Raw genomic sequence first — 19,110 nt, forward strand, 5'->3', positions numbered from 1 at the left:
AGATGCAAGAAAAAAGAGTGTTGTGGTTGGTGCTGCTGATAGGTTTTTCCTTGTCAGCTCAGATTAAAGGCGTGGTGAAAGACAGCCTTACCGGCAAGCCGATTTCGTATGTGAATATAGCCGTTGAAAACGAAAACAAAGGCACCACTTCAGAAGAAAACGGAGAGTTTAGCATCAATATTAAAGGAGAAGGCAGGAATTTAATTTTTTCAGCTTTGGGCTATGAAAAGCTAAAAATAAAAGCCACTCGTGCGAGCGAAGTGAAGTTGATTCCAAAGACATTTCAGTTGGATGAGGTTGTAATTGCCAAGCGATTTGGAACCAAAACTCAGGAAATAGGCAGTACTAAAAACGAAATTGCCCAGGCCTTTGACAACGGCCCGAGGATTGATGTTAAATATTTTCCTTACGTTCCGAAATATAAAAAAACAAGATACCTGAAGCAGGTTTCTATTTATACAGACAGTAGTATTGAAAATGCCACTATCCGAATTCATTTTTACACCGTGGATGATTTTGGTTTTCCAAGCGATGAATTACTGGAAAAAGACTTTATAGTGACGGTTAAAAAAGGCGTAAAAAAATCGTATTTCAACGTGAGTGATTTTAATTTAAAAATGCCGAAAAAGGGTATGTTTGTCGGATTTGAGAAATTAATTATCGAAAAAAACAAAGTCGAAAACACCATTACCGATTACAATTCCAATACGACCCGTGTAGAAAAAACTTACTACCCTTTTGTGCTTTATAATTTTGTGCCAAGTGACTACTATTACACATACTATGGCGGAAAATGGAACAGGGAAACCAAACCTGCGAATGGCAGTTCTACCGAGAAAATGATGATATATGAACCCGCAATAAATATAGTACTGACCAACTAAACCATAAAAACCCTATCTTTGCAGGTTAGAAAAAACAATTTAATGAAAGAAATTAAAAACATTTCGCGCTCAAGAGCGCAAGAATCGTCGGCAGCTATCGAACGATTGTACATTACCATGAGACATTTATTTAACAGAGGTTTTTATAAGCCAATGGGTGTTTCAGGAGAAACGTTAAGAGAAGCTTTGCTATCTCTAAGACCGGAAATTTACGGCAGTATAGCCGAAGAAAAAGTAGAGCTCAATGGGTTACTTTATGTAATTGAGAGGCTTCCGGTAGGCATTGAAGAATGTCGTTTTATCAACTTAACTTCTGACGAAGGGTATTCTAAATCGCATTTTCAGGCGATCGTTCCACCAAAGAGAAGACGTAATTGTTATCGCATTGATGACGAACAAATGAACGTGGAAATCACCCGCGGGCGTTCGGATATTTATGATATTTTGACGCATTTGACTTTTATTTTTATCGAATCGCATAAAATAAAAGACAGAGTTTTATTAGACGAAACCAATGTGGAGTTGACCCGGGATTGGGAAAAACTGGAAGAAGTGGTAAAACAAAATACCAAGTTAACTCAGATTGAAAAAGAAAGAGCGTTATCTCATGCTTCGAATGTATTGGGAAGAAGTTTTTCAGAGGTTTTGGACATCTATGATTCCTTTGCTACCAAAGAAAAACCGGATCGTTTTTTACACGTCATTTACTGGTTAGGCAAATTGGCCATCGAAGAAATCGTGGACAACAACAAAAGAACTATTACGTTTAGTCCGATTTTGAGAGAAAGATTAGGACATCATATCCATGGTGAAATTTGGGCGAACAACATCAAAGAAACGTTGAAAGCCAATAATTTATTAGAAAGACCAATTCACATCATCAGTGCCAACATGCACAGTGTGATGAATTCTATTTTTGCCACGACGGTTTTAAAAACCAAATTCAAAGACAAATCGGATTTCTTTATTTATGAGGAATTGAGTAAATCGGGAGCCGATCCTGTTAGAAATAAAGTGGAAGAATTTGCTGTTAAACACGGTATGATTTCACTTCCGGATCAATCGGGAACCAATATTGATGTTCAAATCTTTGATACCGCTAAAATTGACTGGGCTAAATCGAGTTTTCCAAAAGCGAAAATCGGGAAAGAAAGTCCGGTACTTATCGTAATGGATTATGCTTTTGGTGAGCAGGCTTTTGAAACTATTGACGAACTTTTGAAACCATATAAAGAAGGCAAAAACAAAACCTTACTCAACGTAGAATCGGTTTCGATTATGGGTAAAGCCGGAATTTTGGAAGGCGGTAAAGGAGATATCATGATTCCTTCGGCGCATATCAATGAAGGCACGGCAGACAATTATCCGTTTGAGAATGAATTAACGGCAAAAATGTTTGAAGGTAATGGCATTCCGGTATGCTCAGGACCTATGGTCACGGTGCTGGGAACATCACTTCAGAATAAAGATTTGTTGAAGTTTTTCCACGAGTCAACCTGGGAAGTTATCGGATTGGAAATGGAAGGGGCTTACTATCAAAAAGCGATTCAATCGGCCTCCAAAATCAGAAAAAGCATTCACCCGAATGTGAAAGTGAGATATGCTTATTACGCTTCGGATAATCCTTTGGAAACCGGAAGCACCTTAGCTTCGGGAGGATTGGGAACTACTGGTGTGAAACCAACCTATTTGATTACCATTAAAATATTAGAACAAATCTTTAACATTAAATAATTTTTTATGAGTGCAAAATCTCAAAATAATACAGATGATCAAGAAATAGATTTATCAAAGATTTCCAAGAAAATAGGAAGTTTTTTTGAAGGTATTTCCAATTCTATATTCAGAGGAATTTTATTTATAAAAAGAAACATAATCATTTTTATTTCCTTGTTTGTTATTGGTGCAGTAGGAGGGTATTATCTTGATAAAACATCCAATACCTATGACCACGAAATCATAGTGGCTCCCAATTTGGGAAGTACCGATTATTTATATGACAAAATTGACCTATTGGAATCTAAGATTAAAGAAAGAGATACGGTTTTCTTAAAATCAATCGGAATTCAAAAGCCAAGTAGTATAGGACAAATAGAAATAGAACCCATTATTGATATTTATAACTTTGTGAATAGCAACACCAGCATGGCCAATAATGCTCAAAACACTCAAAATTTCGAGTTGGTTAAGTTGCTTTCTGAAGATGGGGATATCAATAAAGTAATTAAAGATAAGACGACCAGTAAAAATTACGGACGCCATATTATTCATATCTCCACCAGAGGTTTTGTGACCAGCAAAAGCACGATTGACCCTATAATGGCTTACCTGAACCAAAACGACTATTATGAAAATATTCGAAAGGTAATGATAAACAACATTAAGGTAAAAATGAAGCAAAACGAAATTGTAATCGCACAAATAGACGCTTTGTTAAATGAATTTTCGGCAACAACAACCAATAACCAAAAAAGTGACAAGCTGGTGTATTATAATGAAAACACTCAATTGAATGAAATCATTAAAACCAAAAATTATCTTGTAGGTGAATTGGGAGGTGAACGAATGGACTTGATCAACAATCAACATTTCATAATGAAAAACAGCAGTGTTATCAATGTCAAAAACACTAAAGGACTGAACGGAAGAATGAAACTTGTTTTACCATTAGTACTGATTTTAGGTTTTATAGGGTTGAATTTATTCAGAAACTTTTACAGAAGACAATCAGCAAAATTAGCCTTAAATTAATTTGCTATGAAAGGAATCATTTTAGCCGGCGGCTCAGGAACAAGACTACATCCTTTAACATTAGCGGTTAGCAAACAACTAATGCCTATTTATGACAAACCGATGATTTACTATCCGTTGTCAACCCTGATGTGGTCTGGAATCAGAGAGATTTTAATCATTTCCACACCACACGATTTACCGTTATTCCGTCAGCTTTTAGGCGATGGTAAAAGTTTGGGCTGTCGTTTTGAATATGCCGTTCAGGAACATCCAAACGGACTGGCAGAAGCCTTTATCATTGGCAAAGAATTCATTGGAAACGATAAAGTAGCCTTAGTGCTCGGAGACAATATTTTTTACGGAACCGGTTTATCCGATTTACTGTTAACAAATAATAATCCGGACGGTGGTATCATTTATGCCTATCATGTTCATGATCCGGAACGTTATGGCGTAGTAGATTTTGATCAAAGCGGCAAAGTTTTGTCAATTGAAGAAAAACCCGAGAAACCGAAATCCAATTTTGCAGTTCCCGGAATTTATTTCTATGATAATGATGTTGTAGAAATTGCCGCCAATATTAAACCAAGCCATAGAGGAGAACTTGAAATCACCGATATTAATAAAGAATATTTAAAAAGAGGAAAGCTTACCGTAAGCATACTCGACAGAGGAACCGCTTGGTTAGACACGGGAACCTTTAATTCGTTGATGCAGGCCAGCCAATTTGTTCAGGTGATAGAAGAACGACAAGGACTAAAAATAGGCGCTATAGAAGAAGCGGCTTACCGAATGGGATTTATCGACTCAGAACAATTAAAAAAATTAGCCCAACCCTTATTGAAAAGTGGCTATGGGACACATTTATTAAGTTTGATTTAAATCATGAATTTTATTGCAACAAAACTGGAAGGCTGCTATATAATTGAACCCAAAATCATTACAGATGCTCGGGGTTATTTTATGGAAAGTTTCAATGAGAAAACATTTCAAATTGGGACAGGCCAGAAAGTGCATTTTGTTCAGGACAATCAATCGTATTCCTCTAAAGGGGTGCTTCGTGGATTGCATTATCAAACCGGAGCCCATGCTCAAGCTAAACTAGTTCGAGTTTTACAAGGCGAAGTCCTTGATATAGCCGTTGACATCAGACCCGAGTCACCAACTTATGGTCAATACGAATCGATACTTTTATCTGCAGAAAATCAAAAACAGTTTTTTGTACCGAGAGGATTTGCCCACGGATTTTTGGTGTTAAGTGAGACCGCAACGTTCTTTTATAAGTGTGATAATTTTTATAACAAAGAAAGCGAAGGTGGCATCCTATATAGCGATAGCAGTATCAATATTGATTGGAATTTCCCAACATCAGCCTTGTTGATTTCTGAAAAAGACCAGTTTTTACCGACTTTAGAAAACGCCAAAAAAGTATGGTAGTCTTAGTTACCGGAAGCTCAGGACAATTGGGGCAAAGTTTGCAATTCATAGCAGGAAATTATCCGGATGTTCATTTTGTTTTTCGTTCTTCTTCCGAATTAGACATCACTAACAAAGCCAATTGCGAAGCTGTTTTTTCTGAGATTAACCCGGATTATTGTATTAACGCAGCTGCCTACACAGCAGTTGATAAAGCAGAAAGCGAGCCCGAGAAAGCTTATTTAATCAACGTTATTGGCACCAAAAATTTAGCTGAAGCTTGCCAAAAGTATTCTGCCATTTTACTGCATATTTCTACCGATTTTGTTTTTGACGGAAACAAAACCACACCTTATACCGAAAGTGACATTCCCAATCCGACCGGGGTTTACGGGCAAACAAAATGGGATGGCGAAAAGGCAATTCAAGCTGTTTTTGAGAACTATTTTATTGTGAGAACCTCGTGGGTTTATTCGCAATTTGGAGCTAATTTCATGAAAACCATGTTGCGATTAGCTTCGGAAAGAGATTCCCTTTCGGTGGTTGATGACCAAATTGGAACGCCAACGCATGCCGTTGATTTAGCAGAAGCATTAGTGTCAATTATCAAAACTACGGTTCTGAACCCAAAGAATGATAACTACGGGATTTATAATTTCAGTAACGAAGGACAATGCAGTTGGTTTGATTTTGCCCAAAAGATATTTGAAATCAATAAGATTGCTATAGCTGTAACGCCAATTCCCACAACCAGTTATCCAACGCCAGCCCAAAGACCTAAATTCAGCGTGTTGGACAAATCTAAAATTAAAAATGCTTTTGGAATTGCAATCAGGAACTGGGAAGAAAGCCTGATAAAAACTACCTAACTTCTAAAACATCTGATTCCTTATTCTTCGAGTATTGAAGAAAACAAACCAGCATTAAATTAAAGTATAAAATGCCGTAATGTCTGTAAAGATAATCTTCAACACAACAGATTATTAAGACATTAAAAAGTAATACTTTGAAAAGGAAAAGGTTGGTTTTCCAACAAATTCGGATAACAGTAAGCAAGTAAAAGAAATAGCATAACAGACCAATTATACCACTTGAAAGTAATAGGTAGAAATAATAATTATGCGTCATATAATCGTGCGATGCATAGAAACTTGAATCGTAATTTGATTTATAACAGGTATTCAATTCGGTTTGCAAATTTTCAAAACCAACCCCTAAAAGATAATTGTCTTTAGCAATATTCCAGCAGCAATTATAGATAGACACCCGGATGTTTGTCGAATCATAGGCAACGCCAACAGGAGGTTTATTATAGCTTTTAAAGACTTCGATAAAACGAAGTTTAATTCCGGGAATAGCCAAAACAAGCACCATAGTCGTAACTAAAAAAAACGCGGAAGAAGCTATTTTTTGTTTTACCGAAATTTGAGAGCGGAACACCAGCATAAACAACAAGAGTCCTACAATCATGATGATGTTAATTTTGGCCAAAAGCATAAAGGTAATCATGATGAAAACTGCAATATAAATCAGCTCCATATATTTTTTTTCTTTTAAAACTTTTTCAAAAGAGTAGGCCGTGCATAAAAAAACAATCGAGGTGTAATACGTTGGATGGATTTTAAAAAAGGGAACTTCGCTGTAAACAAAATCGCGAAACTTAGGAATGTCGTACTTGAACACAAAGAAATCGGAGAAATTATAGACACACAAAAAAGCAATTACATAACCAAAGGCAATCACAAAACAGGCATTTTTCAGAATTTCAAAATACAAATTTAGCTTCTCCTTTCTGAAAAACTCTTTGGGAATTAATAGAAAAAATACAGGGAGTAAAAGAAAAAACAATGCGTGCTGAATGTGAGTCGCATTAACACTAAAATGGCTGGTAAATAAAGACCGAATCAGAATAATCCAAAAAGGAATGGTAAGTAGTAGTGTTTTGGGTTTTGGGAATGTGTAATCCTTGGCGGCTATTTTATAAATGATGGTGTTAAGGCAAATAAGAATGACTATAAAACTTGACAAACTCTCTTTCAGGATTGGAAAAATAAACAAAAAAGAAATCAAAAAAGGGAATAGTTTTAAGGAGATTTTTTTCATGCTTTGGATTTAAAAATGGTTCTTGCAGTCATAATAAATGATAAAAACAGGCCACTTTTTCTATTAATTTCAGTTAACAAATATATGGTTTAATGGAAAATATAATATATTTGCTCATCAAAAAAAATATAAAAATGAGAAAACTAATTTTAGTGCTTTTTACAGGTTTATTATTAACTTCTTGCGGAAAAGATAAAAAGAATGAAGTTGAAGCTACCCAAGAGCCAGTAGCAGTAAGCGATAAATATTCCGTTATCATTGATGGTATCTATGAAAAAGACGATAGTATTTCTGTTGTGTACCAAAAAGATAATTTCTTTTTGTACGACAAACCAATTTGGCAAGCGGTAAAAGGTTCTGCTATGGCACAGAGAATTACATTTGATATTCCGGAAGGTCAAAAAGTGGAAAACTTATCGATTTGTGTTAGCAAGAATAAAGACCAAAGTTATATCACAATTAAAAATGTAACTGTTAAAAATGGAGCCAATCTGGTTTTAGATGGGGATAACAACAAATACAATGAATATTTTGCAACTGATCCTTCTTTTTCATGGGATTTAAAAAATGCCAGATTTAATTTAAATCACAGCAACAAATATCCACCATCCATAGTGGGGAATGATAAATTATTAGGCCTTCTAACAAAATAGAGAATAAAAAAAGAAGTTGTACAACTTCTTTTTTTATTTATTCCAAAAACATCATGGGAACAGTATAATTTATTTAATCATTCCTTATGAAAATTATACTCGACAATATCATTTATTCTCACGTCACTCAAGGCGGTGTGTCTAACTATTGGTATGAACTTTCCAATTTTTTGATGAATCAAAAATCAGATGATCTCTCTTTTTATGAAGAGAAAAACGCTATGTCTAACTTTCACAGAAAGCAACTAAGCATCCCGGAAGCTAAGCTCATAGTCAACACATCATCAATAGAGTCATCTATAAAAGCAAGACTATCGAAGGTTAAAATAGCAACAGAGGATTATTTTTTATATCATTCCAGTTATTACAGACCGCTCGTTGGGAGTAAAATTTTTGCTGAAGTAACAACCGTTCATGATTTTACACATAACTATTATTCGAGTTTTCTCAAAAGAGTAGTTCACAATAAGTTGAAGTATAGCTGTATCAAAAGATCCAAAGGGATTATTTGTATTTCGGAAAGCACCTATACGGATTTAAAAAAGTTTTGTCCCGCCAACAAAAATCAAAAAGTGGCCGTTATCCATAACGGAGTTAGTGATGAATATCATGTCATTGACAAAACAAACAATTCTTCGGCAAATCAATACATACAATTACACGACTTGAACAAACCTTATATACTGTTTGTGGGAGGAAGGGTCAATTACAAAAATTTTAATTTTGTAGTTCAGCTGCTGAAAGAACAAAAAGAGCTACATCTTGTTATTGTTGGCGGAAGCCTTAGTAAAGCTGAAATAAGGCTTTTCGACAAAGAAACAATCAATAGGGTAAAGATTATCTCCAATGTGGAGAATGCGGCGTTAAATGTGCTTTATAATTATGCTCATGCCCTTGTCTATCCCTCAAGTTATGAGGGATTCGGCATTCCAATTATAGAAGCCATGAAGGCTGGCTGTCCGGTTTTGGCATTGAAAAATTCTTCTATCATTGAAGTTTCCGGAAATGCGGCCATTTTAGAGAACAATTTAAATCTTGAAGCTTTCAAAAAAGGGTTGCGGCAGTTAGAGGAAGACACTTTCAGAGCAGATATAATCAACAAAGGCTTCGAGCAATCCTCCAAATTCAGTTGGGAAAAGTGCTGTCGGGAAACGCATGATTTCTACCAAGAAATTTACAGCGATTAGGCCGCGTTCTCATCGTTGAGAACCTTTATTTCTCTCAAAGAAAAATAAAACAACCACACAAAGAAAAAGAATTCAGGCGGAAAATAATGTCCATCCCTAAAGAGTTTTAATAAAAAGTAAATGTAGACACCCTGTGCAAAAACATAGTCTTTACTAGAAAAGCATACGGAAGCTTTATACATTATAAAAAACACAAGGAAAATACCAATAATGCCAAAATCAGAACAGATGCGGGCAAACAAGGAATTGGCATCAAACGAATTATCGTGTTCTTTATGTTGGATTTTGATGTATTCGGGCGGTCTCATTCCTTTGGAATAAATTTCGGTATGCATATAATGGTGACTCCCTATTCCGCTCCCGAAAGGATGATCGGCCATATTTTTTTTCGTGATAAAAAGATTGCTGATCAATACATAGGAACTCAAATTGGTATTTTCTTCAAATTTCCCCGTATTGATGACATTCAAGGAGTTATATGTATCATCCACGCGCATTTTAAAGAAAGGAAGATCTTTGTAGGCAAAATAAAAGACTACACACACCAATGGAAGCAAAGCGGCTAAATACCCCATTCTTTTTAAGGTTAAATTCGGGACAAGAAAAATAAGGCCGCAACCAATGTAACCAATAGAAGAATTGGATAAAATAAGCGTGCCAAATATTACAGCAAAACTCAAATATTTTTTAGTTTTAAAATAATAATAACAAGCCGGTAATACCACTACCACATAATGAGCAGGCTCTTTAAAAATGCTGTTCAGTCTTCCATCCACATAATTTAATCCGCCGAAGTAAAATAGATATCCTATAATGGCTACCAAAACACACATTTTGCCATACACTCTGATGAGCTCAATGGGTTTATACAAAGCAGTAAAATTGTAATAATAGATGCCTGTTATTCCAATGCCTATTATTTGGGCAAGCATATAATTATAGGGAATCCAAATGATGGTATAAGTTATAATACCATGCACTAAAAAGAAAAATAAAAGGCCAAGAAAATACTTGTTGACGGTAAGTTTTTTTATTCTGATTAATAAAATATAATTCGTTAAAATAATCAGATACAATAACTTCCAATCGATAATAAAATGAAAAAAGAAAGCTTCCGTAAATATCGCAAATACAGAGGAATACAGAAGGTAATCTTTTATGGCTATTTTCACAGACTTGTCTTTTTATAACACCAAATATACGAATGATTGTTGTTTTGGTTGGAATATGTCATCCCGTTATAAACAATAACCGGATTGTTGTAATTGGAAATAATGACATCAATGTTATCTGTATTTTGGGGAATTTCTTTAGTAGAATTATTGACGTTTATGGCAACTATTTTTATATGATCATAATAAAATGAGTTGAACAGTGGGTACTCCCAATCATTAAGATTCAAGCCAACTTTTGATGGATTAACAGTATAAAGAATATTTAAAATATCTGAATATTCCAGATACAGCTGTGGTTGGTTGGGAAAATATTTTTTAAACCGATTGTCTGTAATACTAATATTTTTGGTGTATTTGTGATTTTGAATAATGGGTCTCAGGTTATTGAATATATAATAATATAAAAAACTAAAAACCAATATAGGAACACAAATGAGCACTACTTTTCTATACCATTTAGATACCTGAACAGCAAGGATTATGGAGATAGTAGCCAGAATAAAAATGGGGATATGCAAGCGGGTATGCCAAGGTTGCCATTTTAAATAGCCTGCAAAAAACAGTATTTGAAGACTAAGGACAGAAATGAGGAGTAAAGGTTTTTTATCCTGGTGGCTGTTTTTGAAAAAGTGAATGAGTATCACAAAAAAAGATAGGCTACTTAATAAAAAAGCCAGGGTATTAGGCACGTAATCTTCATTTGTTGTGCCGCCTCGTGCTCCTTCATAAGCCTGACCATAGTAGTTCAGTCTTTTATCATCTATAGAAACATTTATGGATTTATGGATTTTTCTAATGAAATCATCTGATGGTTTGTCAATTGGAAACCCAAGATGCAAACCGGCATTTTTGATTAAATTAGAAAACAAAAATTTACCATCCATAACCTCATTGGTAAAGGCCTTAGCTTCAGCATCATCAATATTTAATATAGAATGATTTACCGCATAATTTCTGGAATAATGAGTGACATTAAGCGCAATGATTATAACTATTAAAAACAAGTTGTACGGGATGATTTTAAACTCTTTTCGAACTATTATTTTATACAGTTGAATAACAGCAAAACAAAGCAAAACTGGCGCTAAAAACAGATAAGCAGTGCCTTTGGTTAAAAGCCCCAAACCAATAGCAAGCCCTATAAAAAAGTAATCTCTTAATGAATTTGATTGGACAATCTTTATCCCAAAATAAATAGTGGCAAGAATATAAAAGGCACAAACAATATCATTCTTTGTAGTTGTCGATTGAAGTTCAACAGCTGGAATAGTGATGATTAATAATAAAGCTAACAACTTCCAAAAACGAGAAATGCCCAAGAAACCCAGCAATGCATAAACAACAAAAAGAATTTGAATTAAAAAGAAAAGCTGAACACTATTCGCCAAATAATCATTCCCGTTTAATACATTAATATTTAAAATATAATACTCTGTAAGAGGTGGTTGATATAATTCCCGTATTATGTGTGTTGGAAAAAAGGCGACAGATTCATTACCTAACCAATACATTATTCGAGACATGTGGTATGTTAATGAATCCCAGTTGTTAGGCGGATATATAATCCCTTGGATACACAATAGGAAAACAAATAAAACTACTACTCCCAGAATTAATTTTTCTTTTACAGGCAGTGATTTGAAGTAAAAAGACAGTTTAACCTTAATGGCATTTCCGGTTGAAATAGTTTTTGTTTTGTCTTTTGCCAACAATACTATTAGAAAAAAAAAGATAGCTCCCCAACTAAGACATAAACTGATAAGATTCAATTTATTAAACAGTGACAGGGTTTCAGTTACTAAAAACACTAAAACGCTGAATGCTAATGTTGTTTGTATTAGTGTGCCTATAAAACTTTGTTTACCATTAAGTCTTAAAAAGACTATCAACAATAAGGTATAGCATAAGTAAACAAACATATTTTTAATTTATTTTTTGGAGACATTAATAACAGATAAACCAATCTTGTTGAATGTCAGCTTGTCAGCCAATTTAAAAATGGGTACCAATAAATTAAACAAGCCCATTTGTCCTTCCGGAATCGTCTTTTTCTTGAGAATATTACCAGAAAAATACCAACCTAAAATACCTATCAGATTAAAATAAAACTGTTGGCTTACTTTTAAATCATTCTTAATTATAATGGGTTCCAACGTGCTTTTCGTGTAGCGTCTGAAGTGTTCCAACTCCGTGTCAAAGGTGTTGTATAACCCTTGATAAGCCGGAACCAGGATAATTAAAGTACCGCCTTTTTTTAGTAGTTTTTTACAATTGGCAATGGCTTGAACATCGTCTTTAATGTGCTCCACAACATTTAAAGCAAATACGGTATCAAAAGTTTCTAAAAAGGGACCGTATTTTACATCAAAATCAGGATCAACCAAATCGATTTTAACCACTTCGTTGGGAAACTTGTTTTTTAAAATTTCGATGTAATTATCGCGTAAATCGCTTAAAACAATTTCTTGTTTATGGGCAATAAAAAACTGAGAAATATTTCCGATGCCACTTCCTATTTCAAGTATTCTTCCACTGCAATAAGGAGCAATTGTGTGGTACATCCACCCATTAAACTTATCCGCTTTTTCTATTACTGATAAGGTGGTGAGTCCTTCTAAATCGATTTCTTTGATTTCCATTATAATTTAAATAATCCGTATTTTAAAATGCAGTAAATAGCTCTGAAACCATCTTTCCAACCAATTTTTTTCCCTTCTTCGTAGGTTCTGCCATAATAGGAAATACCAACTTCATAGATTCTGATTTTAGGGACCCTAGAAATTTTAGCAGTAATTTCAGGTTCAAAACCAAAACGATTTTCTTTTAAGGAAATGCCTTGAATAACCTTAGTATTAAACATTTTATAACAGGTTTCCATATCTGACAAGTTGAGATTGGTAAACATGTTAGATAAAAAAGTCAAGAGTTTATTTCCGATAGTGTGCCAAAAAAAGGAGACTCTATGCGGATTCCCGCCCATAAAGCGAGAGCCATATACCACATCGGCAAAACCGGCGAGTATTGGTTTTAACAACAAGTTGTATTCCTCCGGATCGTATTCTAAATCGGCATCCTGTATAATTAAATAGTCACCGGTGGCTTTTTGAATTCCGGTATGTAACGCAGCTCCTTTTCCTTTATTAATTTCGTGCTTGAAATACTGAATGTTTAATTCAGAATTAGTCTTCATATAGTTTAGAATTGCTTCTTCGGTATTATCTTTAGAAAAATCGTTTACGATGATAATTTCTTTTTCTATGCCATTTAATAAAGTCACATTTTTGAGTTTGTCTAATATGAAATGAATAGTTCCTCCTTCGTTGTAAGCCGGTATAATAACCGATAATTTTTTTATCATGTCTAAAACTTATTTATAAAATACACCATCAACTTCCATTAATTTTCCGGAAACTTTATCATAAAAACCACTCTCTACTGTCATGAGATGAAAACCAAAGCCATTAAGTTTTTCGGTCATCTCCTGAAAAGGAATCGCGCCCTGATAGGAAGGAATCAGAGCCATTTCCAATTGAATTCCCAAGATGTTTTTTAAGGACTCTTTAGCGCCTTCCAGCACCTGACTTTCATATCCCTGAGTATCAATTTTTAAATAAATGTTTTTATCCTTAATGTTTAAAGAATCAAAAAGAGTGTCCAGTTTTTTGATGTCAATTTCTTCTTTTTTCACAAAAGAAGCATCAGGAGCATTTTCAGTTAATTCGGGTAAACTCTCCAATAATGAACTGCTTACGGAGTTTTTCGAAATATTGATAGTAGTTTTTCCGTCACGTTCGCCCAAAGAAGAATGATATATCTCCCAAAGCGAATCATTTTTGACTGATTTGCTCAGTTTTTCGAAAGCTTCTGAAGTGGGTTCAAACGAAATGATTCTGCCTTTATAACCAATATTTCGCATTTCAGTACCATACTGACCAATATTGGCACCCACGTCAATAATAACATCAATGTTATAATGCTGTAAAAGTTTTATTCTACGATCTAATTCTGGCGTTGGGTATTTAACAATTTCTAATCCGGTAATAGCATTAAATTTGCGTTTAATTTGTAACAGAAAACGCTTGTTTTTGTATATGAAATTATTCATCTGATTTTATTTTGTAAACGATGTTGTAACATTCAAAAGGAATGTACACTATCCAAATCAATAGTATTAGCAGTGTCGAAATGACTACACTATTTATTCCAAATCCTAATTTTATAAAATAATAGGACAGGGGTATTTTCAAGACGACACTTACGAGCAAAAGTATTATATATTTATTTAATTTCCCTATTCCATTTAAAAAGAACGTGTAAAAGGTTACAAAGACTCTAAAGACAGTTACCGTGGCGGTATACAGGATTAATCCGTCGGGTACATTTACAGGATCTTTTATCCAAATAGAAATCACAAACGGACAGATGGCCGAAATGAAAATGATAAAGAGCAACATCAGCATAAATAAAAGATTAAATCTTTTGAATGAGGCCAACAGCACCGATTTTTTATTCTGGATGTAATTTTTGGCAAACATAGACCACAACGGAGACAGCGTGGCAAACAGTATCATAATCGGAAACTGAAAATACTTATTCACCACCTCATACGGAACGATGTCTTTGGGACCAAAAACACTGGAAAGTATATAATTGTCGGACGAAAAAACAACTAACAACCCGACTTGAATTACCATGTATTTTGTTCCCAAAATAATGATTTCCCTTAAAAATTCTTTAGAGGTTTTTTCGGTTGTTTTCAGGTTTAGTTTTTCTCGGTAAAAGAAAAATAAGGTGTAAGCTGCATTGACTAAAAAGCAAACAATACCATTTAACAGCGTAATATATAAGAGTTTGTCTTCACTGGCCACCTTTGGAGCCACCAGCATTAAAACGCCAAGCGATGAAAGGAATAAAATTTGATTTAAGGCAATAGACTGCTCGGCATATTTACCTTTTAAAAAAGCCACAAACAACGATTTATGAACATTAAACAAAAAGTTCAGACTAAAGAAAAACATGTTTATCACAAACAATTTTTTAACAAATAGTGAGGAATGAACAGGAATCTTTAAAACGGCTTTTAAGTCGATAAAGAATATCAGACATAAAAAAAGCAAAAACAAAAAAAGAGCAATGTAAGCGGTTATCTTGTAGGTTGATTTTAAATAACTCTTGAGCAAATCCTGTTTGTTTTCATGAATCAGAATGGGCACTTTGGTTTTTAAAACACTGGCTAATCCAAAATCCATTAATAAAACCCACTGGAAAAGCGCAAAAACCAACACCCAAAGGCCATAATCGGTATCGCCTAAATAACGAATTAAAATGGGGATGGATACAAACAGAGAAAGGCCAGAAATTCCTTTGTACATCCCACTCATGATAAGATGGTTCTGCGTTATTTTTTGAAGTAAAGTCGTCAATAGTTAAATGGTTTTTTAGTGCGTAAGAGTATAATTGCCTTAACGGCAAAAATAACATCTTAATCGAGATATGGCAAAGATAACGGAAACCTTTAAAAACCGATTTTTTTTAAATGAATTCTGCTTCTTTTTCCAAACTTTTATGACTGCCTATTCTATATTCTAACAGAAAAATTATAATATTGTGCTTTCGATAAAAAATCCATTTTTTTTAGATGACAATTCAAATTTTAGGAATACAATTTTTCAAAGGAAAAGTCGATGAGGTATTCCATTTTTTAAAAAATAAAGGAGGACTCCTTACCGTACCCGCCGCACCAGCATTAGTGACCGTTTCAAGCGACACAAAGTATTACAGCGCATTGCTCGAATCAGACATAGTGATTCCGGATAGTGGCTATATGGTATTGGTTTGGAATATTTTTTTTAAAAATAAAATCAATAAGATTTCAGGGCTCGAATTCATCAATTTTTTCATAGCCAATATGGAAGAGGTTAAAGAAGATGCCATTTTTCTGGTAAACCCTTCAGATGTAGACGGAAAAATCAACAAAGATTTTTTTAACGAAAGAGGAGTAAAGATAAGTGATTCGGCTATTTACACAGCGCCATTTTACAACGGCAATGTGAATGATAACAAGCTGTTAGAGTTGATAGAAAGCCAAAAACCAAAATGGATTTTCATCAATATAGGTGGGGGAACCCAAGAAAAATTAGGATTGTTTTTAAAAAATAATCTTTCCTACTCACCGGCGATATTGTGTACAGGAGCAGCATTGGCATTTAAAACCGGAAGGCAAGCCAATGTGCCGGTTTGGGCAGATTATATCTATATGGGTTGGCTTATGCGATGCCTTTCTAATCCTAAGGTTTTTGTGCCCAGATACTTTAGCGGGTTTAAACTTTTACCTTTGATTTTAGTTAATAAGTCCAATAAGGTAGCACCTAATAAAAATAATTCATAAATTCGCACCTTTAAAAAACAAAAAAGAATACGCGTTATAAAAAAGAATAAATTTCACAGAGTTCTATTAAAATGAAAAAAATACTGGTATGTGGTGCAGGGGGCTTTATAGGAGGACACCTTGTAAATAGACTAAAATCGGAAGGATATTGGGTAAGAGGAGTTGATTTAAAAGAAAACGAATACGGTAATAACAATTCTGATGAGTTTATTTTAGGGGATTTACGTGATCCGATTGTTGCTCAAAAAGCAGTAAAAGGAATCGATGAAGTATACCAACTGGCTGCCGATATGGGTGGTGCGGGTTATATTTTTACCGGAGACCACGATGCGGATGTGATGAATAACTCAGCATTATGCAATCTTAATGTACTAGGAGCCGCACAAAAAGAAGGCGTGAAAAAAATATTTTATTCTTCTTCAGCCTGTATGTATCCTGAGTACAATCAAATGGATCCCGATAACCCAAAATGTTCGGAAGATTCAGCTTATCCGGCAGCACCGGACAGCGAATATGGCTGGGAAAAACTATTTAGCGAAAGACTGTATTTATCCTATTACAGAAATTACGGCATTGAAGTAAGAATCGCAAGATTTCACAATATTTTTGGCCCTCAGGGAACCTGGAACGGTGGTAAAGAAAAAGCACCGGCAGCCATGTGCAGAAAAGCCGCGGAAGCTAATGACGGAACTTCTATCGAAGTATGGGGAGACGGAAAACAAACCCGTTCTTTCTTATACATAGATGAATGTGTAGAAGCCGTAATCCGATTAATGAATTCTGATTTTACCGGCCCTGTTAACATTGGTTCGGAGGAAATGATTTCCATCAATGATTTTGCGCAAATGGCAATTGATATTTCGGAGAAAAAATTAGAAATTAAAAATATACCGGGACCAACGGGCGTAAGAGGAAGAAATTCGGATAATAAATTGTTGTTTGAAAAGCTCAACTGGGCGCCTTCCTTACCATTGTTGGAAGGAATGAAAAAAACCTACGATTGGGTGGAAGCCCAAGTCAAAGTGAAAGTATAACATCTAAAAACCTCAAAGCGCCAACCGTTTTGAGGTTTTTTATTTGAAACAGATTTTTTACCACGCTACAAAATCCCTATTTTTATTGCCTGTGATTTGTTTTGTAAATATTTTAATTACAAAATAAAAAATCATAACTTGCCATTGATACAAAACAATAACAATACCCTTGTTACTGATTTTGATTGGCATCCAATAAATGAAGAATAGCTATACTTTTTTAAAGACATTTTCTCAGGGAATACGGCAAGAAATTGACAATAAAACGCCTGTTTTTGCATTGCTCCTTGTCTTGCTTTCTATTCCGCTATCACATGCCGTTAACAGCATCTGTTTGGGGTTGTTAGTGATTTCAAGCTTACTTTATTTTAAAAAAAACAATTTCCGGGTAGAGACTGATTTGCTTTTTCCAATGGCGCTTTATTTGCTTATGGTGCTGTCTTATTTTTGGACCATAGACAAAGATTTGACGGTTCCGGCTTTGTCAAAAGAACTTTCGTTACTGATTATTCCGCTTTGTTTTTTTCTTTTTGGCGGAGTTAATAATCATCAGAAACAATTCATTCTGAAATACTACAGTTATGGCATTTTGGTTTATGCCATCTATTATTTGATTAAAGCGACCATCAGATATTATTTGACAAATGACAGCTCTGTTTTTTTCTATCATGAATTAGTCACAAAAGATGTTAATGCCATACATGTTTCGGTGTATATGGCGCTTTCGTTTTTTTATTTTTTTACCAAACCGTTCAAAAAAATCTTTGATTTTATCAGTATCCTTATTTTACTGGTAATGGTTTTCTTGCTGTCTTCCAGAAACATAACTATAGTTTTTATCGGATTAATTGTAGTTTACCATTTGTTTTATTCCAAGCTGTCTAAGCAAATGCGTTTGAAGAATTTAATGGTCATTCTTTTGCTGCTGTTTTCCTTTGCTTTTATAGGAAAACTAAAAGACAAACTGCGTCAGGAATACGAAACCATTATGACCGACAGCACGGTAAATGATGTCATTTCAAAAGAAAATAACACTTTTTATAATGTGAGTATCAAACAAGCCTGGACCAATAAAACCTTCAACCAAAACGATTTTTTCCCAGGGACAGCCTTTAGAGTTTATCAGTTTAGAATATTTTTAGAAATGCTGTCCGAAGATGCTATCTTTTGGAAAGGCTACGGGTTAAATGCCTCCTATCCCAAAATTGAAGCCAAAGGAGTAAAGTATCATGTTTATCTGGGCAATGGCAATTCAGAAGGCTATCAAAAAAAGAATTTCCACAACCAATACATTCAGAATTTCGCTGAATTAGGGTTGTTTGGATTTTTACTCTTGATAATTCTATTGTTTACTAACGTTAAAAATGCTTTTAAATCAAAAGATTTTATGCATTTTGCTTTCGCATTTCTAATGATAAGTTTATTTTTGACGGAATCATTTTTATGGAGACAAAGAGGGATTGTTTTTTTTACGATGATGTATTGTCTTTTTAATTCAGGAATTGTTCAATATAATTCCAAAGCAGAATAAAATTAT

General features: G+C 34.4%; 18 protein-coding genes. 11 read left to right on the top strand and 7 right to left on the bottom strand.

Translation table 11 applies throughout. The features are described from left to right. Positions 1–2 precede the first annotated feature (2 nt). From V7D82_RS00515 to rfbD, 6 genes are read left to right on the top strand one after another with little or no spacing between them, the layout of a single operon-like run. Positions 3–884: a carboxypeptidase-like regulatory domain-containing protein gene (locus tag V7D82_RS00515; protein WP_333599011.1), complete on the top strand. Its 882-nt coding sequence runs from the start codon at positions 3–5 to the stop codon at positions 882–884. Between the two features lie 42 nt (positions 885–926). Next, complete coding sequence (locus V7D82_RS00520) at positions 927–2,618, top strand: DUF6909 family protein (protein WP_333599012.1); 1,692 nt, start codon at positions 927–929, stop codon at positions 2,616–2,618. A 6-nt stretch (positions 2,619–2,624) separates the two neighbouring features. After that, entirely contained in the window at positions 2,625–3,635 is a 1,011-nt protein-coding gene (locus V7D82_RS00525; RefSeq protein ID WP_333599013.1) for a hypothetical protein, read from the top strand. Between the two features lie 6 nt (positions 3,636–3,641). Further along, entirely contained in the window at positions 3,642–4,499 is an 858-nt protein-coding gene (gene rfbA / locus V7D82_RS00530) for a glucose-1-phosphate thymidylyltransferase RfbA (protein WP_333599014.1), read from the top strand. A gap of 3 nt (positions 4,500–4,502) precedes the next feature. Further along, complete coding sequence (gene rfbC / locus V7D82_RS00535) at positions 4,503–5,054, top strand: dTDP-4-dehydrorhamnose 3,5-epimerase (protein WP_333599015.1); 552 nt, start codon at positions 4,503–4,505, stop codon at positions 5,052–5,054. Then, complete coding sequence (gene rfbD / locus V7D82_RS00540; RefSeq protein WP_333599016.1) at positions 5,048–5,902, top strand: dTDP-4-dehydrorhamnose reductase; 855 nt, start codon at positions 5,048–5,050, stop codon at positions 5,900–5,902. Before rfbC ends, rfbD begins: the two co-directional genes overlap by 7 nt. On the opposite strand, the gene V7D82_RS00545 is transcribed toward rfbD, so the two are convergent. Further along, the gene (locus V7D82_RS00545; protein WP_333599017.1) at positions 5,895–7,136 is read right to left on the bottom strand and encodes an O-antigen ligase family protein; all 1,242 of its coding nucleotides are present in this window, start codon (positions 7,134–7,136) and stop codon (positions 5,895–5,897) included. The genes rfbD and V7D82_RS00545 overlap by 8 nt on opposite strands. A gap of 134 nt (positions 7,137–7,270) precedes the next feature. Between V7D82_RS00545 and V7D82_RS00550 the strand changes: the two genes are divergently transcribed. Both V7D82_RS00550 and V7D82_RS00555 read left to right on the top strand, forming a co-directional pair. Continuing rightward, on the top strand, positions 7,271–7,789 hold the full coding sequence (locus V7D82_RS00550; RefSeq protein ID WP_333599018.1) for a hypothetical protein: 519 nt from the start codon (positions 7,271–7,273) through the stop codon (positions 7,787–7,789). Between the two features lie 86 nt (positions 7,790–7,875). After that, a complete protein-coding gene (locus V7D82_RS00555; protein ID WP_333599019.1) occupies positions 7,876–8,976 on the top strand; it encodes a glycosyltransferase family 4 protein in 1,101 nt (366 codons plus the stop codon). Here V7D82_RS00555 and V7D82_RS00560 read toward each other — a convergent pair. Genes V7D82_RS00560 through V7D82_RS00585 form a run of 6 tightly spaced genes read right to left on the bottom strand, consistent with a single transcriptional unit; the run spans position 8,973 to position 15,574 of the window. Continuing rightward, the gene (locus tag V7D82_RS00560) at positions 8,973–10,148 is read right to left on the bottom strand and encodes an O-antigen ligase family protein (RefSeq protein ID WP_333599020.1); all 1,176 of its coding nucleotides are present in this window, start codon (positions 10,146–10,148) and stop codon (positions 8,973–8,975) included. The two genes, V7D82_RS00555 and V7D82_RS00560, sit on opposite strands and share 4 nt — an antisense overlap. After that, positions 10,145–12,040, bottom strand: coding sequence for an ArnT family glycosyltransferase (locus tag V7D82_RS00565; RefSeq protein WP_333599021.1), 1,896 nt, complete (start codon positions 12,038–12,040; stop codon positions 10,145–10,147). Before V7D82_RS00565 ends, V7D82_RS00560 begins: the two co-directional genes overlap by 4 nt. A gap of 39 nt (positions 12,041–12,079) precedes the next feature. Then, the gene (locus V7D82_RS00570; protein WP_333599022.1) at positions 12,080–12,790 is read right to left on the bottom strand and encodes a class I SAM-dependent methyltransferase; all 711 of its coding nucleotides are present in this window, start codon (positions 12,788–12,790) and stop codon (positions 12,080–12,082) included. Continuing rightward, entirely contained in the window at positions 12,790–13,509 is a 720-nt protein-coding gene (locus V7D82_RS00575; RefSeq protein WP_333599023.1) for a glycosyltransferase family 2 protein, read from the bottom strand. Before V7D82_RS00575 ends, V7D82_RS00570 begins: the two co-directional genes overlap by 1 nt. Positions 13,510–13,518: 9 nt before the next feature. Next, positions 13,519–14,256: an FkbM family methyltransferase gene (locus V7D82_RS00580; RefSeq protein ID WP_333599024.1), complete on the bottom strand. Its 738-nt coding sequence runs from the start codon at positions 14,254–14,256 to the stop codon at positions 13,519–13,521. Next, complete coding sequence (locus tag V7D82_RS00585; RefSeq protein ID WP_333599025.1) at positions 14,249–15,574, bottom strand: hypothetical protein; 1,326 nt, start codon at positions 15,572–15,574, stop codon at positions 14,249–14,251. Before V7D82_RS00585 ends, V7D82_RS00580 begins: the two co-directional genes overlap by 8 nt. Before the next feature lie 215 nt (positions 15,575–15,789). Between V7D82_RS00585 and V7D82_RS00590 the strand changes: the two genes are divergently transcribed. The 3 genes from V7D82_RS00590 (at position 15,790) to V7D82_RS00600 (ending at position 19,104) form a co-directional block, all read left to right on the top strand. Continuing rightward, a complete protein-coding gene (locus tag V7D82_RS00590; protein WP_333599026.1) occupies positions 15,790–16,539 on the top strand; it encodes a WecB/TagA/CpsF family glycosyltransferase in 750 nt (249 codons plus the stop codon). Between the two features lie 71 nt (positions 16,540–16,610). Beyond that, positions 16,611–17,573 carry an NAD-dependent epimerase/dehydratase family protein gene (locus V7D82_RS00595; RefSeq protein WP_333599027.1) on the top strand — a complete coding sequence of 321 codons (963 nt, stop codon included), beginning with the start codon at positions 16,611–16,613 and terminating at the stop codon, positions 17,571–17,573. 199 nt (positions 17,574–17,772) lie between these two features. Then, positions 17,773–19,104: an O-antigen ligase family protein gene (locus V7D82_RS00600; protein WP_333599028.1), complete on the top strand. Its 1,332-nt coding sequence runs from the start codon at positions 17,773–17,775 to the stop codon at positions 19,102–19,104. Positions 19,105–19,110: the final 6 nt, after the last annotated feature.

Origin of the sequence: Flavobacterium sp., from assembly GCF_036741995.1 — a bacterium.
Classification (GTDB): domain Bacteria; phylum Bacteroidota; class Bacteroidia; order Flavobacteriales; family Flavobacteriaceae; genus Flavobacterium.

Bases quoted from the DNA above. Each gene is read 5' to 3' on its own strand.
- rfbA (WP_333599014.1), top strand. From the start codon at position 3,642: ATGAAAGGAATCATTTTAGCCGGCGGCTCAGGAACAAGACTACATCCT.
- rfbC (WP_333599015.1), top strand. From the start codon at position 4,503: ATGAATTTTATTGCAACAAAACTGGAAGGCTGCTATATAATTGAACCC.
- V7D82_RS00515 (WP_333599011.1), top strand. From the start codon at position 3: ATGCAAGAAAAAAGAGTGTTGTGGTTGGTGCTGCTGATAGGTTTTTCC.
- V7D82_RS00580 (WP_333599024.1), bottom strand. From the start codon at position 14,256: ATGAATAATTTCATATACAAAAACAAGCGTTTTCTGTTACAAATTAAA.
- V7D82_RS00575 (WP_333599023.1), bottom strand. From the start codon at position 13,509: ATGATAAAAAAATTATCGGTTATTATACCGGCTTACAACGAAGGAGGA.
- V7D82_RS00545 (WP_333599017.1), bottom strand. From the start codon at position 7,136: ATGAAAAAAATCTCCTTAAAACTATTCCCTTTTTTGATTTCTTTTTTG.
- V7D82_RS00550 (WP_333599018.1), top strand. From the start codon at position 7,271: ATGAGAAAACTAATTTTAGTGCTTTTTACAGGTTTATTATTAACTTCT.
- V7D82_RS00555 (WP_333599019.1), top strand. From the start codon at position 7,876: ATGAAAATTATACTCGACAATATCATTTATTCTCACGTCACTCAAGGC.
- V7D82_RS00595 (WP_333599027.1), top strand. From the start codon at position 16,611: ATGAAAAAAATACTGGTATGTGGTGCAGGGGGCTTTATAGGAGGACAC.
- rfbD (WP_333599016.1), top strand. From the start codon at position 5,048: ATGGTAGTCTTAGTTACCGGAAGCTCAGGACAATTGGGGCAAAGTTTG.
- V7D82_RS00520 (WP_333599012.1), top strand. From the start codon at position 927: ATGAAAGAAATTAAAAACATTTCGCGCTCAAGAGCGCAAGAATCGTCG.
- V7D82_RS00590 (WP_333599026.1), top strand. From the start codon at position 15,790: ATGACAATTCAAATTTTAGGAATACAATTTTTCAAAGGAAAAGTCGAT.
- V7D82_RS00570 (WP_333599022.1), bottom strand. From the start codon at position 12,790: ATGGAAATCAAAGAAATCGATTTAGAAGGACTCACCACCTTATCAGTA.
- V7D82_RS00600 (WP_333599028.1), top strand. From the start codon at position 17,773: ATGAAGAATAGCTATACTTTTTTAAAGACATTTTCTCAGGGAATACGG.
- V7D82_RS00525 (WP_333599013.1), top strand. From the start codon at position 2,625: ATGAGTGCAAAATCTCAAAATAATACAGATGATCAAGAAATAGATTTA.